The sequence below is a fragment of the Halochromatium salexigens genome, from assembly GCF_016653295.1.
Taxonomy (GTDB): Bacteria; Pseudomonadota; Gammaproteobacteria; order Chromatiales; family Chromatiaceae; genus Lamprobacter; species Lamprobacter salexigens.
On record NZ_NHSF01000026.1, the window covers coordinates 1 to 15265 of the forward strand.

The following is a 15265-nucleotide window of genomic DNA, read 5'->3' on the forward strand; positions in this document are numbered from 1 at the left end:
ATTGAAACCGTTTTTGACAAGTTTTTTGGAATGACAATCGGGACAGTGCATGGGGCAAACTGATTTTCTATCTCAAGTTGACGTGATTGTAACAAAACCAAGGCATCCTATCGATCGGGGCACTACCGTTGCTTGCAACCCGGCACACCCTGCACTACTTTACATAACGCAAGCGGCCGATACGGCGTTTGCACTGCAAACCGGCGGTTCCTCAGGAACGCCAACCTCAACCATATTGCTCATTTGGAGGATATGCCGATGACCACCATCGACTTCTCACCGCTGTTCCGTTCCATGATCGGCTTCGACCGGATGGCGCCCTCGCTCGAGAATGCGTTTCGCAACGAGGCCGGCGGCTATCCGCCCTACAACGTCGAGGTCGAGGACGAGAACAAGTACCGCATCACCATGGCGGTGGCGGGCTTCGCCGAGGGTGACCTGGGTCTCGAGACCAAGGAGAACCTGCTCACGGTGACCGGCTCGCGCAAGCAGGATGACGACGAAGACGCGCGGCGCTACCTCTATCGCGGTATCGCGACCCGCAGCTTCGAGCGTCGCTTCCAGCTCGCCGACTATGTGAAGGTGGTCGACGCACGGCTCGAGAACGGGCTGCTGCACATCGACCTGGTGCGTGAGGTGCCAGAGGCCATGAAGCCGCGCAAGATCGAGATTCGCGGTGACAATGGTCACTACATCGAAGGCACCAGCGCTCAGGCAGAGACGCGCGCCGCTGCTTGAGCACGGTAGCGCGGTCGCCACGGTGACTGATGCAAAGGCCGAGCCATCGCTCGGCCTTTTTTCGTGGGCGCCTTGGTGCCGGCCCGGCTTACCGGCTCAGGCAGAAAAACCCGCAATCAGATCGTTCAAGAACGCAAGACCGCGCGCGGTTGGGCGGATCACGATCGGGTCTGCAGCTCCGGTGTCAACGCGCGACACCAGCCCAAGCTCCGCTGCGGCACGCACGCCGGGCGCAAGGGCCTCTGCGCTCAGCCCGGTGTTGCGCTCGAGCTCCGCCGCCGTGAAGCCCTCGACCAGCCGAAAGGCATTGAGCGCGAACTCCTCGATCAGGTCCTGTTCTGAGAGGGTCTGGACCGCGCTTGTCGGCTCGTCCGCCTCCAGATAGGCCGTTGGGTGACGCCGCTTCACCCGCCGTTCGACCCTGCCCGAACGCGCATCGCTCAGCTTGCCATGCGCGCCGGCACCGATGCCGAGATAGTCGCCAAATCGCCAGTAGTTCAGGTTGTGCCGACAGCGATGGCCCGGCCGCGCGAAGGCCGAGATCTCGTAGCGCTCGAAGCCGGCTGCCGCCAACTGCTCGAATCCCTGCTGCTGGATCGCATCGGCGAGATCAGGATCGGGCAGCGCCGGCGGCTGCTGATGGAAGGCGGTGTTCGGCTCCAGCGTCAGCTCGTAATAGGAGAGGTGCGTGGGCGCAAGCGCGAGCAGCCGCTGCACATCCTCGCGTGCGGCCGCCAGATCCTGTCCAGGCAGTGCGAACATCAGATCCAGATTGAGGTTGCTGATGCCGGCCGCGCGCGCCGCCGCGACCGCGCGCTCCGCATCGGCGCTCGCATGGATCCGCCCAAGCCGTTCCAGCGACCGGTCGCTCATCGACTGCACCCCGATCGAGAGCCGATTCACCCCGGCCTCGGCATAGCCGGCGAAATGCGCGGCATCGACCGTGCCGGGATTGGCCTCCAGCGTCACCTCGGCGTCCTCGGCGACCACGAATCGCGACCTGACCCCATCGAGCAGTCGCCGCATCGCCGCGCCCGAGAACAGGCTCGGCGTGCCGCCGCCGATGAAAATCGAGATCAGCGGGCGGTCTCGATCCGCAGTGGTCGCGACCCGCACGCGCTCGGCCTCGAGGTCGCGCAGCAAGGCGTCGATGTAGGCGGCCTCGGGCAGCCCCTCTCGCAACGCATGCGAATTGAAATCGCAATACGGACATTTGCGCACACACCAGGGCAGATGCACATACAACGCAAGCGGCGGCGGCCCGATCACGATCCGGCGCCGCGGCGCCCGCGCCGATATCCCAGCATCGCTCAGCCCTCGAGCTGATCGCGTGCCCGCAGATAGACCAAATCAGAGATCGCGCTCCAGTCCCTAGCGTTGGTGAGGAATTTTTGATAGGACGCAAAGGTCTTGCGCGAGAAGGCATCCTTCTCGGCGATCTCGGCGACCACCTCGTTGGCAATCGTGCGCAGCTTGAGCAGCACCTCATCGGGGTATTGGCGCAGCTCGACTCCATGCTCATCGAGCAGCGTCTGCAACGCGGTTGGATTGCGCGCCGCGTACTCGGCCAGCATGTCCTGATTCACCACCTTGCAGGCGTTTAGCACGATCGCCTGCAGGTCATCCGGCAGTGCCTCGAAGACCTCCTTGTTGATCATCGCCTCGAGCGTGGTGCCCGGCTCATGCCAGCCGGGGTAGTAATAGTATTTGGCCGCCTTGTAGAGCCCGAACGCGAGATCGTTATAGGGACCGACCCATTCGGTCGCATCGATGGCCCCGGACTGCAGCGAGGTGAAGAGTTCACCACCGGGCAAGCTCACCGGGGTCCCGCCGGCGCGCTTGAGCACCTCGCCGCCGAGCCCGGGGATGCGCATCTTCAGCCCCTTCAGATCCTCGACCGACCCGATCTCCTTGTTGAACCAACCGCCCATCTGCACGCCGGTATTCCCGGCCGCCGCTGGCACCAGCCCGAACCGCGCGTAGAGTTCGCGCCACAGTTCCATGCCACCGCCATGGTAGAGCCAGCCGTTCATCTCCGGGCCCGTCAATCCAAACGGCACGCTGGAGAAGAACTGCGCCGCCTCGCTCTTGCCCTTCCAGTAGTAGGCCGAGCCGTGGCCCATTTGCGCGGTCCCGCGCGAGACCGCGTCGAAGACCTCGAACGCCGGTACCAGCTCACCGGCGCCATAGACCTTGACCTGGATGCGCCCGCCGCTCATCTGCCCGATCAGCTCAGCCAGATGATTGGCCCCGGTGCCGAGGCCCGGGAAATTCTTCGGCCAGGTGGTGACCATCTTCCAGCGATGCTCGGCCTTGGCTGCGGCTGGCTTCACGCCAGCCCCCAAGGCGAGGGTTGCGGCTCCGGCTCCAGTGAGTAAGGCTCGGCGTTGCATGGTGGACTCCTCTCTCGTGCGGTGTGATCAAGCGTTCAGTCGGCCGGCTCCAAACGCGCATAGTCGAGCACCAGCCACTTTGCGCCGGCCGACTCGAAATTGACCTGGATACGGGCGCCGGCGCCGCGACCCTCGGCGTTCAAGACCACGCCGCGGCCAAACTTGGGATGGCGCACAGGCTGGCCGAGCCTGAACCCGCCGCCAGCCTCGGTGCCACGCGCGCCGGCTCCAGCACCGACACCAGCGCCGAGGCCGGCCTTGGCAGCGCCACCGGACACCCGCTTGCCCTTGCCAGCGCCGCCGCGCACCTCCTCGATCAGCTCGCCCGGCACCTCGCGCAAGAAGCGCGACGGCATCGGGTATTCCTCGCGCCCGTGCAGCCGGCGGCTCTCGGCATGGGTCAGATAGAGCTGGCGCTTGGCGCGCGTGATGCCGACATAGCACAGGCGCCGTTCCTCCTCGAGCCGGACCGGATCACTGGCCGACATGCTGTGCGGAAACAGCCCCTCCTCGACCCCGGTGATGAACACCAGCGGGAACTCCAGCCCCTTGGCGCTGTGCAAGGTCATCAGCTGCACGCTGTCCTCGAAGCCGTCGGCCTGCGCATCACCGGCCTCGAGCGCGGCATGCGCGAGAAAGCTGCCGAGGAGATCGCCCTCGTCGTTCGGCGCCTCGGCGGCGAAGCGGCGCGTGGCCTCGACCAACTGCTCCAGGTTCTCCAGTCGTTCGACGCCGCGCCCGTCCTTGTTCTTCTCGTAATGGGCCGGCAGGCCGCTCGCTGTCAGCACCTCGGCGACCAGATCCGGCAGCTCCAGCGCTTGCTCCTGCTCCTGCTCTTGCACGGCTTCGGCGCGCGTTGCCAACCGCTCGATAAGATCGATGAAACTGCGCAGCGCGCCGGTCGCGCGCGCCGGCAACAGCGCCTGATGGACCGCTGCCCGCGCCGCCTGCCAGAGCGTGCTGCCGTCGGCGCGCGCCTGGGTACGCAACAGATCGACGGTGCGCGCGCCAATCCCGCGCGGCGGCAGATTGACGATGCGCTCGAAGGCGGTGTCATCGGCGGGATTGCCGATCAGGCGCAGATAGGCCAGCGCATCCTTGATCTCGGCGCGCTCGAAGAAGCGCTGCCCGCCATAGACCCGATACGGGAGACCGGCCTGGATCAGCGCCTCCTCGAACAGCCGCGACTGCGCCGTGGTGCGATAGAGGATGGCGCAATCGCTGCGCGCGAGCCCTTCCTCCTGGCTCGCGCGGCGGATGCGCTCGACGACGAAGCGCGCCTCGTCGATCTCGTTGAAGGCGGCATAGCGGCGGATCAGCTCGCCGGCACTGTCCTCGGTCCAGAGGTTCTTGCCGAGCCGAGTCGGGTTGTTCGCGATCAGCGCGTTGGCGGCGCCGAGGATGGTGCTGGTCGAGCGATAGTTTTGCTCCAAGCGCACGATCTTGGTATTCGGATAATCGCGCTGGAAGCTCTGGATGTTCTCGACCCGCGCGCCACGCCAGCCGTAGATCGACTGATCATCGTCGCCGACCAGGAACAGATTGTCGCGGTCGCCGGCCAGCAACCGCAGCCAGGCGTATTGGATCGCATTGGTGTCCTGGAACTCATCGACCAGGATATGCGTGAAACGCTCACGGTAATGATGCAGGATGTCGGCACGCTCGCGCAGCAGCTCATGCGCGCGCAGCAGCAGCTCGGCGAAGTCGAGGCTGCCAGCTTTGTCGCAGGCCTCCTGATAGGCGCGGTAGATGCGCAGCATCTGCTCCTGGAAGAAATCCCCGCCGGCGTCGATGTGCTGCGGGCGGCGACCTTCGTCCTTTTGGCTGTTGATGAAGCCCTGCGCCTGACGCGGCGGCCAGCGCGAGTCATCCAGCTCCAGTGCCTTCAAGGTGCGCTTCACCAGCCGGAACTGATCATCCGAATCCAGGATCTGGAACTGCTGCGGCAACCCGGCATCCTGCCAGTGCGCGCGCAGGAAGCGGTGCGCCAGCCCGTGAAAGGTGCCGACCCACATGCCGCCGACCGGCTCGCTGAGCATCTCCTGGATGCGGCCCTTCATCTCGCGCGCGGCCTTGTTGGTGAAGGTCACCGCCAGGATGCGCCAGGGCCGCACATCCTGGACCTGTAGCAACCAGGCGATGCGGTGGACCAAGACGCGAGTCTTGCCGGAACCGGCACCGGCCAGCACCAGGCGATTGCCGGCATCGGCGGTCACGGCCTCGCGCTGAGCCGGGTTCAGGGGATCGAGAATATGAGAGATATCTTCCATCGCGCGATTGTAACCGCAGCTCCTGCGGTTTTCTGCAGGCAATCGCGGTCGACGCAAGCGCCTGACGGACCACATCCGCCCCTGACAGCATCCGAACCGGCGTAGTATCCTGCCCGCGACAACAACACCCACTCACCACCGCTGCCGGAACCTGCCTGTGACCGAGCTCAAGAACGACACCTTCCTGCGCGCGCTGATGCGCGAGCCCGTCGACTACACCCCCGTTTGGATGATGCGCCAGGCTGGCCGTTATCTGCCCGAGTACCGCGAGACCCGCGCCAAGGCCGGCAGCTTCATGGATCTGTGCCGCGCGCCCGAGCTGGCCTGCGAGGTCACCATTCAACCGCTCGAACGCTTCCCGCTCGATGCCGCGATCCTGTTCTCGGACATCCTCACCATCCCCGATGCGATGGGCCTCGGCCTCTCCTTCGCCGAAGGTGAGGGGCCACAGTTCGCCCGCCCGGTGCGCAGCGCCGCCGACATCGACGCCATCGCCGTGCCCGATCCCGAGGACGAGCTGCGCTATGTGATGGACGCGGTCGCGCTGATCCGCAAGGAACTCGACGGCCGCGTGCCCTTGATCGGCTTCTCCGGCGCGCCCTGGACCCTGGCCACCTACATGATCGAGGGCGGTAGCACCAAGAACTTCGCCCACAGCAAGGCGCTGATGTTCGATCAGCCCAATCTGATGCACAAGTTGCTCGGCAAGGTCGCCGAATCGGTCACCAGCTATCTCAACGCCCAGATCGCGCGCGGCGCCCAGGCGGTGATGGTGTTCGACACCTGGGGCGGCGTGCTCGCGCCGTCGGACTTCCGCGAGTTCTCGCTGCGCTACATGGAGCGCATCGTCGAGGGGCTCACGCGCGAGGCCGACGGCCGCCGCGTGCCGGTGGTGCTGTTCGCCAAGGGTGCGGGCCAATGGCTCGATCGCATGGCCGAGACCGGCTGCGACGCGCTCGGCGTCGACTGGACCACCGATCTGGCCGATGCCCGCAAGCTGGTGCGCGACAAGGTGGCCCTGCAAGGCAACCTCGACCCCTGCACCCTCTACGCCTCACCCGAGCGCATCCAGCGCGAGGTCGGCCGCGTGCTCGCCAGCTACGGGCGTGGCACCGGTCATGTCTTCAACCTCGGCCACGGCATCCATCCGGACGTCAACCCCGATCATGCTGCCGCCATGGTCGAGGCCGTGCATGAGCAGAGCCGGCCGTATCACGCGGGTTGAGGAGCCACGCCGTGACGTCCACCGTTCTCGAGATCAAACGCTGGGGCTGGGGCAACAACCTCGGCGTGCGCTTGCCCGCTGCCGTCGCGCATGCCGCCCATCTGCACGCCGACCAACGCGTCCAGATCACGGTGGAAGGCGAACGCATCATCATCACACCCCTCCGTGACGAGCCACTGACCCTCGAGCAACGCCTCGCCCGCTTCGATCCTGAGCGCCATGGCGGTGAAGCCATGGCGACGGACGAAGCGCTCGGCGCCGAACGATGGTGAAACCCGCCCTATCCTGGGTACCGGAGCGGCAGGACGTCATCTGGATCGACTGCAACCCGCAACGCGGGCAGGAGATGCGCGACGTGCACCCCTTCCTAGTGCTCTCACCCAAGGCCTTCAACGAACGCACCTCGCTGGTCATCGGCTTGCCCATGACCACAGCCGCCTACAACGCCGACAACCCCTTCGCCGTGGCCGTCGGCACGGCCAGCGGGCGCAAGTCCGGGCAAACCAGTTACGTCCTCTGCCATCAGCCGAAATCCTTCGATTGGCGCCGGCGTGGCGGCGCGCCGCATCCCGGTAAGCGCATTCCCGATGCCCGCTTCGCCGAGGTGCTGGCCGTCCTCAACCAGATCGTGCAACTGGCCTGAAGCCGCACCGCCGCCGACAAACAGAGCAGCCAAAATCCCTACTCCACCGTCACCGATTTCGCCAGATTGCGCGGCTGATCGACATCGGTGCCCTTGAGCACGGCGACGTGATAGGCCAGCAGTTGGAGCGGGATGGTAAAGACCAGCGGGTCGATCAGATCGTCGGTCTCGGGCACGCGGATGATGGTCACGCCCGGGTCCGCCTGGAACGGCACTTGATCATCGGCAAAGACATAGAGCTGTCCACCGCGCGCTCGCACTTCCTCGAGGTTGGACTTGAGCTTTTCGAGTAAGGCATTGTTGGGCGCGACCACGACGACCGGCATGTCCTCGTCGATCAGCGCGAGCGGGCCGTGCTTGAGTTCACCGGCCGGATAGGCCTCGGCATGGATGTAGGAGATCTCCTTGAGCTTGAGCGCGCCTTCCATCGCGATCGGATAGGCCTCGCCACGGCCAAGGAACAGGCAGTGGTGTTTCTCGACGAACTGCTCGGCGAGCGCCGCCACCTCGTCATCGAGCGCCAGCACGCGCTCGAGCTGCGCCGGCAGCGAGCGCAAGAGCGCCGTCTGGCGAGCGGCATCGGCCTGATCGCCGATGCTCGTCCGATGCAGACGCGCCAGCGTCAACGTCAACAACAGCAGCGCGACCAACTGCGTGGTGAAGGCCTTGGTCGAGGCGACCCCGATCTCGGGCCCGGCTCGGGTCAGCAGCACCAGATCGGACTCGCGCACCAGGCTGCTTTCCGGCACATTGCAGATCGCCAGCGTAGTCGCATAACCACTCTCCTTGGCGATACGCAACGCGGCCAGGGTGTCGGCGGTCTCGCCCGATTGCGAGAGGGTGACGAACAGGGAATCCTTCGGGACCACGTGTTGGCGATAGCGATACTCGCTGGCGACCTCGACGTTGCAGGGTAGACCGACCAGGGCTTCGATCCAGTAGCGCGCGACCAGACCGGCATGGAAGCTGGTGCCGCAGGCGACGATGGTGACTGCCTGGGCGGCGGCGAAGATGCGCTCGGCATCGACGCCGAAGGCCTCGGGCAGGACGCCTTCGTTGCTCAGCCGGCCTTCCAAGGTATCGGCCACGGCGCGCGGCTGCTCGAAGATCTCCTTCTGCATGAAATGGCGATACTGACCGCGCTCGGCCGAGTCCGCCGCCACCGAGGACTCGCGCAGCGGGCGCTCGACCCGCTCGCCCTGGGCGTTCCAGATGCTGAGCCGATCGCGGCGCAGCTCGGCGACATCGCCTTCCTCGAGGAAGATGAAGCGGTTGGTGACCGGCAGCAGCGCGAAGACGTCCGAGGCGATGAAGTATTCCTGGAAGCCCACGCCGATGACCAGCGGACTGCCTTGGCGCGCGGCAACCAAGCGATCCGGGTAGTGGGTGTCGATGACCCCGAGCGCATAGGCACCGTCCAGCCGCGCGATGGTGTGGCGCACCGCCTCGGCTAGCTCATGGCCGGCCGCGAGCGCGTCATGGATCGCATGCACCACCACCTCGGTATCGGTCTGCGAGCTGAACACATGACCGGCAGCCATCTGCTCGCGCCGCAGCGGTTCGTGGTTCTCGATGATGCCGTTGTGGACCAGCGCGCAGCGCTGGCGCGCCATGTGCGGATGCGCGTTCTGGGTGGAGGGCTCGCCGTGTGTGGCCCAACGCGTGTGGGCGATGCCCAGGGTGCCGGCGAGGGGTCGTTCATCGTGCGCGGTGCTGAGCTGCGCGACCTTTCCCAGGGTACGCAAACGACCGATCTTGCCGTCCGGATCGAGCACCGCCAATCCGGCCGAATCATAGCCACGGTATTCGAGCCGCCGCAGCCCTTCGAGCAGGATCGGCGAGACGGGACGATGGGCGATAGCGCCGACGATGCCGCACATGATGGGAAGTCCTCGCGAGATAGTCGATGTGCGGATGCTAACCCATCGAGCCCGTAATCGCCGCCTTCGAGACCGCGCAAGTCGATGCTTCCCGGCGATCAGATTGAGCGGCTATGCGGCTATCGCTCGCGTTTCTTCGGCCGCTCCCAGCCCGGGATGGTCGTCTGAGGTGCGCGCGTCAGCGTCAATTGATCGGCGGGCGCGGCGCGACTGATCACCGAGCCCGCGCCGATGGTGGCATCGGCACCCACGCTCACCGGCGCGACCAAGGCTGTATTGGAACCGATGAAGGCGCCGTCGCCGATCTGGGTGAGGTGCTTGTTGGCGCCATCGTAATTGCAGGTAATGGTGCCCGCGCCGATGTTGACGCCAGCGCCGATCTCGGCATCGCCAATATAGCTCAGGTGATTGACCTTACTGCCGGCATCGATGCGCGACTTCTTGACCTCGACGAAGTTGCCGATGTGGCAATCGATGCCGATCTCGGCCTCAGGTCGGAGACGGGCAAAGGGTCCGATACGGGCTCCGGCACCGACCGTGGCACCCTCGATGATCGAATGCGCCAACACTTCGACACCAGGGCCGATGGTACAATTCTTGAGCAGGCAATGGGGGCCAATGTGCGCGTTGGCACCGATCCGTACCCGCCCTTCGCAGACCAGGTTCACGTCCAGCACCACGTCCTGATCGCAGAGCAACGAGCCACGCACATCGAGGCGCTCCGGGTCGACAATGGTGGCTCCGCCAAGCATCAATTCATTGGCCAGGCCGCGCTGGTAATAACGCTCGAGCTCAGCGAGCTGGGCGCGATCATTGATACCGGCCACCTCTTCCAAGGTTTCCGGCTGGGTTGTAGCGACCTCGACGCCATCGGCGACGGCGAGCCCGATGACGTCGGTGAGATAGTATTCATGTTGCACATTGTCGTTGCCGATTCGCCCAAGCCACATGGACAGACTCGCCTGTTCAGCGACGATGATGCCAGTATTGACTTCGGTGATCGCGCGCTCGGCGGTGCTCGCATCCTTTTGCTCGACGATACGCAAGACCCGATCGCTCTTGTCACGCACAATGCGACCGTAGCCACTGGGATCGTCAAGCTGCATGGTCAGCAGCCCGAGCTGAGTGCTCGCCGTATCATCGACCAGTCGATTGAGCGTTTCGGGCTCGATCAGGGGCACATCACCGTAGAGCACAAGCACCCGATCCATGTCCGCCATGGCGGGCATGGCCTGGAGCACGGCGTGACCGGTGCCCAAACGCTCCTGTTGCTCGACCCAGGTGGCCTTGGCCTCGGGAAAGGCGGCCGGAACCTGCTGGCCGCCATGGCCGTAAACGACGCAAACCTGCGCCGCACCGAGTGCCACCGCCGCATCCAGCACGTGTTCCAACAGCGGGCGTCCCGCGAGTGGATGCAACACCTTCGGTAACGCGGAGCGCATCCGCGTACCCTTGCCTGCAGCGAGAACAATGACACCAAGCTTCATCAGTTCCTCCGCGAAAAACCTCGCCCTTTAAGGCAGGGCGTCTGAGCAAGACGCCCGCACTTGAGCAGATCATAACCGAGCAGCGAAGCGCGGAGCCGTTGTATTTTCCACCGCGCAAAACATAACCCCCGCGCGTAGGCGGGGGGTTGCCATCAGACATTCAACGAGAACGAGCCAAGATCAGCCGCCCTTCATCTTGCGCAGCTTTTCGATCGCGCGCAGCTGGGCGATGGCTTCGGCAAGTTCGGCCTGGGCTTTGGCGTACTCGAACTCGGCGGTCTGGCCGGCGAGCGCATCCTCGGCGCGCCGCTTAGCCTCGAACGCCTTTGCCTCATCGAGATTCTCGGCCCGAATCGCGGTATCCGCAAGCACGGTGGCGATGTCAGGTTGCACCTCGAGCATCCCGCCGGAGACGTAGAAATGCTCCTGTTGGCCGTGCTCATCCTCAACCCGCACGTCACCAGGCTTGAGTCGTGTGATCAGCGGCGCGTGACGCGCCGCGATACCCAGCTCACCCATCTCGCCGGGGGCGTAGAGCATTGCCGCAAGCCCAGAGTGAATGGCCCCCTCCGCGCTGACGATATCGACATGTATGGTCATTGCCATGGTTCAGGCCCTCCGCAACCGCAGAGCGGTCACATCTTCTCCGCTTTAGCGACGGCCTCGTCAATCGCGCCGACCATGTAAAACGCCTGCTCGGGCAGGTTGTCGTACTCGCCGTTGACGATCGCCTTGAAGCCGGCGATGGTGTCCTTGAGGCCGACATACTTACCCGGCGAGCCGGTGAAGACCTCGGCGACGAAGAACGGCTGCGACAGGAAGCGCTGGATCTTACGCGCCCGGGAGACGATCAGCTTGTCGTCTTCCGACAGCTCGTCCATGCCCAGGATGGCGATGATGTCCTTCAGCTCCTTGTAGCGCTGCAATGTGCCCTGCACCGCGCGGGCGGTGTCGTAGTGCTCTTGGCCGACGATGTTCGGATCGAGGATACGACTGGTCGAGTCCAGCGGGTCCACGGCCGGGTAGATACCGAGCTCGGCGATCTGGCGCGAGAGCACCAGGGTCGCGTCCAAGTGCGCGAAGGTGGTGGCCGGCGACGGGTCGGTGAGGTCGTCTGCCGGGACGTAGACGGCCTGGAACGAAGTGATCGAGCCGGTATGGGTCGAGGTGATACGCTCCTGCAAGGCGCCCATCTCGGAGGCCAGGGTCGGCTGGTAGCCCACTGCTGAGGGCATGCGGCCGAGCAGGGCCGAAACCTCGGTTCCCGCCAGGGTGTAACGGTAGATGTTGTCGATGAACATCAGCACGTCACGGCCTTCCTCGCGGAAATACTCAGCCATGGTGAGGCCGGTGAGGGCAACGCGCAGACGGTTGCCCGGCGGCTCGTTCATCTGACCATAGACTAGGGCAACCTTATCCAAGACATTGGACTCGGTCATCTCGTGGTAGAAGTCGTTACCCTCGCGGGTCCGCTCACCAACACCAGCGAACACCGAGAAGCCGGAGTGCTCGGCGCCGATGTTGCGGATCAGCTCCATCAGGGTGACGGTCTTGCCGACGCCGGCACCGCCGAACAGGCCGACCTTGCCGCCCTTGGAGATGGGCATGATCAGGTCAATGACCTTGATACCGGTCTCGAGGATCTCAGTCGCGCCGGCCTGCTCCTCGAACGAGGGGGCATCGCGGTGGATCGGCCAGGTCTCATCGGCGCCGACCTCGCCCTTCTCGTCGATCGGCTTGCCGAGCACGTCCATGATGCGGCCAAGGGTCTTGGTACCGACCGGCACACTGATTGGGGAGCCTGTGTTGCTTGCATCGATGCCACGCTGGAGGCCGTCGGTCGAGCCCATCGCAATGGTACGCACGACTCCATCACCAAGCTGCTGCTGGACTTCCAGCGTCAGCCCGGTGGAGTCGACCTGGAGTGCGTCATAGACCTTGGGCATCGCGTCGCGCGGGAACTGGACGTCGACGACAGCGCCGATGATTTCCACCACCTTACCGGAACTCATAGCGGATTCCTCTGTTCTGCCTTGCGGAGTGTTCGCAAGGGCGTGTTTACCTTGAAGTCGGTTGCCGTCGCGGCGACTCGCTTAGCCGACGGCGGCCGCGCCGCTGACGATCTCGGAGAGTTCTTGCGTGATCGCGGCTTGGCGCGCCTTGTTATAGACCAGTTGCAAGTCATCGATTAGCTCACCGGCGTTATCGGAGGCCGCCTTCATGGCGACCCGGCGCGCGGCCTGCTCGCAGGCGCCGTTCTCGACCACGGCTTGGTAGACCAGCGACTCGATGTAACGGGTCAGTAAACTGTCGAGCACCAAGCGTGCATCGGGCTCGTAGATGTAATCCCAGATCGGCCCACTAGGTCGATCTTCGTCATCCGCCGCTTGCAAGGGCACCAACTGCCGGATGAGCGGCTCCTGAGTCATGGTGTTGACGAACTCGTTGTAGACCACGTAAACCGCGTCGACCTCACCGTTCTCGAAGGCGTTCAGCATGACCTTGACGGTACCGATCAAATCCTCGATATGCGGTTTGTCGCCGAGCTGGGTCACCTGCGCCTCGACCTTGCCACCAAAACGGCGGAAAAAGGCGAGTGCCTTAGAGCCGATGGTGCAAAACACCGGCTCGATACCCTGAGCCTTCTGCTCCTTGATATGGGCCACCAAGCGCCGGAACAGGTTGCTGTTCAGGCCACCGCAGAGGCCGCGATCGGAGGACACCACGATGTAGCCGACGCGTTTGATCTCGCGCTGCTCGGCCATGAAGCTGTGTCGGTATTCGGGGGATGCCTTGGCCAGGTGACGGATCACCTGCAGCATCTTTTCCGCATAGGGACGCGAGGCCTGCATACGCTCCTGGGCCTTACGCATCTTTGAGGTCGCGACCATCTCCATCGCACCCGTGATCTTCTGGGTGCTCTTGATGCTCGAAATCTTGGTGCGGATCTCTTTGGCGCCTGCCATTGCGTGCTCCGTGTGTGAGCGGGCGCGCCCGAACGGACGCGCTCACGCCAGACCTCTATCTCGGTTGAGCCAAATGACCTGAGGGGCCCTGTAAAGCCCCCTAGGGTTCAACCCCTCTTACCAGGTGTTGTTGGCCTTGAAGTCCTTGAGCGCGCTGTGCAGGGCGCTCTTAACCTCATCGTCGTACTTACCCGAGGCGTTAATATCGTCGAGCAAGGCCTTGTGGCTGCTTGCCATGTAGCCCTGCAAGGCGCGTTCGAAGTCGACGACCTTCTTGACCTCGACATCATCAAGATAGCCCTCGTTCGCCGCGAACAGCGAGACCGCCATCTCGCCCACGTTGAGCGGGTGATACTGCAGCTGTTTCATCAGCTCGGTCACGCGCTCGCCGCGCTCGAGCTGCTTACGGGTTGCTTCATCGAGGTCGGAGGCGAACTGCGAGAAGGCCGCTAGCTCACGGAATTGGGCCAGCGCCAACCGGATACCACCGCCGAGCTTCTTGATGATCTTGGTCTGGGCCGAGCCGCCGACACGCGACACCGAAAGACCCGCATTGATCGCGGGGCGAATACCAGCGTTGAATAGGTCACTTTCGAGGAAGATCTGACCATCAGTAATCGAGATCACGTTGGTCGGGACGAAAGCCGAGACGTCACCAGCCTGGGTTTCGATGATCGGCAATGCGGTAAGCGAGCCGGTCTGACCCTTGACCTTACCATTGGTGAGCTTCTCGACCTCATCGGCGTTGATGCGCGCGGCGCGCTCGAGCAGACGCGAGTGCAGATAGAAGACATCACCCGGATAGGCCTCACGCCCCGGCGGCCGACGCAGCAACAGCGAGACCTGCCGATAGGCCCAGGCCTGCTTGGTCAGGTCGTCGTAGACGATCAGCGCGTCTTCACCCTTGTCGCGGAAATACTCGCCCATCGCACAGCCCGCGTAGGGCGCGATGAACTGCAGGGCCGCCGAGTCCGAGGCGCCGGCATGGACGATGATGGTGTGCTCCATCGCACCGTGCTCTTCGAGCTTGCGCTGCACGGCGGCGACCGAGGAGTTCTTCTGGCCGACGGCGACGTAGATACACTTAACACCTGTGCCCTTCTGGTTGATGATCGCGTCGATGGCGACTGCGGTCTTTCCCGTCTGACGGTCACCGATGATCAGCTCGCGCTGACCGCGGCCAACCGGGACCATGGCATCAATAGCCTTGAGGCCGGTCTGCATCGGCTGATCGACCGACTGGCGGGCGATAACACCAGGGGCGATCTTCTCGATCGAGGATTGCGCGGCGGCCTCGACCGGGCCCTTGCCATCGAGGGCGTTACCGAGCGGATCGACGACGCGACCGAGCAGCCCTTCGCCGACCGGCACCTCGAGCACGCGACCGGTGCAGCGCGCCCAGTCGCCTTCGGACAGATGCGTGTAGTCGCCGAGGATCACGGCACCGACCGAGTCGCGCTCGAGGTTCAGCGCCAGGCCGAAGGTGTTGTTCGGAAATTCCAGCATCTCGTAGTACTGGGCATCGGAGAGCCCATAGATGCGGACGATACCATCGGTCAGGCTGACGATCGTGCCCTCGGCTCGCGCCTCGGTCTTGATGTCGAACTGCTCGATCTTCTGTTTGATGAGATCACTGATCTCGGAGGGATTGAGTTGCATGGCG

General features: G+C 64.3%; 13 protein-coding genes. 4 read left to right on the forward strand and 9 right to left on the reverse strand.

What is annotated here, in order from left to right; genetic code table 11:
• Positions 1 to 258 precede the first annotated feature (258 nt).
• Positions 259 to 738, forward strand: a complete 480-nt coding sequence (locus CCR82_RS04780; protein ID WP_201244271.1) for an Hsp20 family protein — start codon at positions 259 to 261, stop codon at positions 736 to 738.
• Between the two features lie 96 nt (positions 739 to 834).
• On the opposite strand, the gene hemW is transcribed toward CCR82_RS04780, so the two are convergent.
• From hemW to uvrD, 3 genes are read right to left on the reverse strand one after another with little or no spacing between them, the layout of a single operon-like run.
• Positions 835 to 2007 carry a radical SAM family heme chaperone HemW gene (hemW, locus tag CCR82_RS04785; RefSeq protein WP_338073100.1) on the reverse strand — a complete coding sequence of 391 codons (1173 nt, stop codon included), beginning with the start codon at positions 2005 to 2007 and terminating at the stop codon, positions 835 to 837.
• Positions 2008 to 2048: 41 nt separating this feature from the next.
• Entirely contained in the window at positions 2049 to 3131 is a 1083-nt protein-coding gene (locus tag CCR82_RS04790) for a TRAP transporter substrate-binding protein (RefSeq protein WP_201244272.1), read from the reverse strand.
• Between the two features lie 35 nt (positions 3132 to 3166).
• Entirely contained in the window at positions 3167 to 5401 is a 2235-nt protein-coding gene (gene uvrD / locus CCR82_RS04795; protein WP_201244273.1) for a DNA helicase II, read from the reverse strand.
• 157 nt (positions 5402 to 5558) lie between these two features.
• Between uvrD and hemE the strand changes: the two genes are divergently transcribed.
• Genes hemE through CCR82_RS04810 form a run of 3 tightly spaced genes read left to right on the forward strand, consistent with a single transcriptional unit; the run spans position 5559 to position 7269 of the window.
• Positions 5559 to 6626: a uroporphyrinogen decarboxylase gene (gene hemE / locus CCR82_RS04800; protein ID WP_201244274.1), complete on the forward strand. Its 1068-nt coding sequence runs from the start codon at positions 5559 to 5561 to the stop codon at positions 6624 to 6626.
• 11 nt (positions 6627 to 6637) lie between these two features.
• Complete coding sequence (locus CCR82_RS04805; protein ID WP_201244275.1) at positions 6638 to 6898, forward strand: AbrB/MazE/SpoVT family DNA-binding domain-containing protein; 261 nt, start codon at positions 6638 to 6640, stop codon at positions 6896 to 6898.
• Positions 6892 to 7269 carry a type II toxin-antitoxin system PemK/MazF family toxin gene (locus CCR82_RS04810; RefSeq protein WP_201244276.1) on the forward strand — a complete coding sequence of 126 codons (378 nt, stop codon included), beginning with the start codon at positions 6892 to 6894 and terminating at the stop codon, positions 7267 to 7269. Before CCR82_RS04805 ends, CCR82_RS04810 begins: the two co-directional genes overlap by 7 nt.
• Positions 7270 to 7307: 38 nt before the next feature.
• Here CCR82_RS04810 and glmS read toward each other — a convergent pair whose 3' ends face one another.
• The 6 genes from glmS to atpA form a co-directional block, all read right to left on the reverse strand.
• The gene (glmS, locus tag CCR82_RS04815; protein ID WP_201244277.1) at positions 7308 to 9149 is read right to left on the reverse strand and encodes a glutamine--fructose-6-phosphate transaminase (isomerizing); all 1842 of its coding nucleotides are present in this window, start codon (positions 9147 to 9149) and stop codon (positions 7308 to 7310) included.
• A 119-nt stretch (positions 9150 to 9268) separates the two neighbouring features.
• Positions 9269 to 10636 (reverse strand): bifunctional UDP-N-acetylglucosamine diphosphorylase/glucosamine-1-phosphate N-acetyltransferase GlmU, encoded by a 1368-nt coding sequence (gene glmU, locus CCR82_RS04820; protein WP_201244278.1) that lies wholly within the window; start codon positions 10634 to 10636, stop codon positions 9269 to 9271.
• A 180-nt stretch (positions 10637 to 10816) separates the two neighbouring features.
• Entirely contained in the window at positions 10817 to 11242 is a 426-nt protein-coding gene (locus CCR82_RS04825) for a F0F1 ATP synthase subunit epsilon (RefSeq protein ID WP_201244279.1), read from the reverse strand.
• Positions 11243 to 11271: 29 nt separating this feature from the next.
• Positions 11272 to 12648: a F0F1 ATP synthase subunit beta gene (gene atpD / locus CCR82_RS04830; RefSeq protein WP_201244280.1), complete on the reverse strand. Its 1377-nt coding sequence runs from the start codon at positions 12646 to 12648 to the stop codon at positions 11272 to 11274.
• An 81-nt stretch (positions 12649 to 12729) separates the two neighbouring features.
• Complete coding sequence (gene atpG, locus CCR82_RS04835; RefSeq protein ID WP_201244281.1) at positions 12730 to 13602, reverse strand: F0F1 ATP synthase subunit gamma; 873 nt, start codon at positions 13600 to 13602, stop codon at positions 12730 to 12732.
• Between the two features lie 117 nt (positions 13603 to 13719).
• Positions 13720 to 15261: a F0F1 ATP synthase subunit alpha gene (gene atpA, locus CCR82_RS04840; protein ID WP_201244282.1), complete on the reverse strand. Its 1542-nt coding sequence runs from the start codon at positions 15259 to 15261 to the stop codon at positions 13720 to 13722.
• Between the last annotated feature and the right edge of the window lie 4 nt (positions 15262 to 15265).

Excerpts from the sequence above, each read along its gene's own strand:
- CCR82_RS04780 (WP_201244271.1), top strand. The coding sequence starts at position 259 with ATGACCACCATCGACTTCTCACCGCTGTTCCGTTCCATGATCGGCTTC.
- CCR82_RS04790 (WP_201244272.1), bottom strand. The coding sequence starts at position 3,131 with ATGCAACGCCGAGCCTTACTCACTGGAGCCGGAGCCGCAACCCTCGCC.
- uvrD (WP_201244273.1), bottom strand. The coding sequence starts at position 5,401 with ATGGAAGATATCTCTCATATTCTCGATCCCCTGAACCCGGCTCAGCGC.
- CCR82_RS04810 (WP_201244276.1), top strand. The coding sequence starts at position 6,892 with ATGGTGAAACCCGCCCTATCCTGGGTACCGGAGCGGCAGGACGTCATC.
- glmS (WP_201244277.1), bottom strand. The coding sequence starts at position 9,149 with ATGTGCGGCATCGTCGGCGCTATCGCCCATCGTCCCGTCTCGCCGATC.
- glmU (WP_201244278.1), bottom strand. The coding sequence starts at position 10,636 with ATGAAGCTTGGTGTCATTGTTCTCGCTGCAGGCAAGGGTACGCGGATG.
- CCR82_RS04825 (WP_201244279.1), bottom strand. The coding sequence starts at position 11,242 with ATGGCAATGACCATACATGTCGATATCGTCAGCGCGGAGGGGGCCATT.
- atpD (WP_201244280.1), bottom strand. The coding sequence starts at position 12,648 with ATGAGTTCCGGTAAGGTGGTGGAAATCATCGGCGCTGTCGTCGACGTC.
- atpG (WP_201244281.1), bottom strand. The coding sequence starts at position 13,602 with ATGGCAGGCGCCAAAGAGATCCGCACCAAGATTTCGAGCATCAAGAGC.
- atpA (WP_201244282.1), bottom strand. The coding sequence starts at position 15,261 with ATGCAACTCAATCCCTCCGAGATCAGTGATCTCATCAAACAGAAGATC.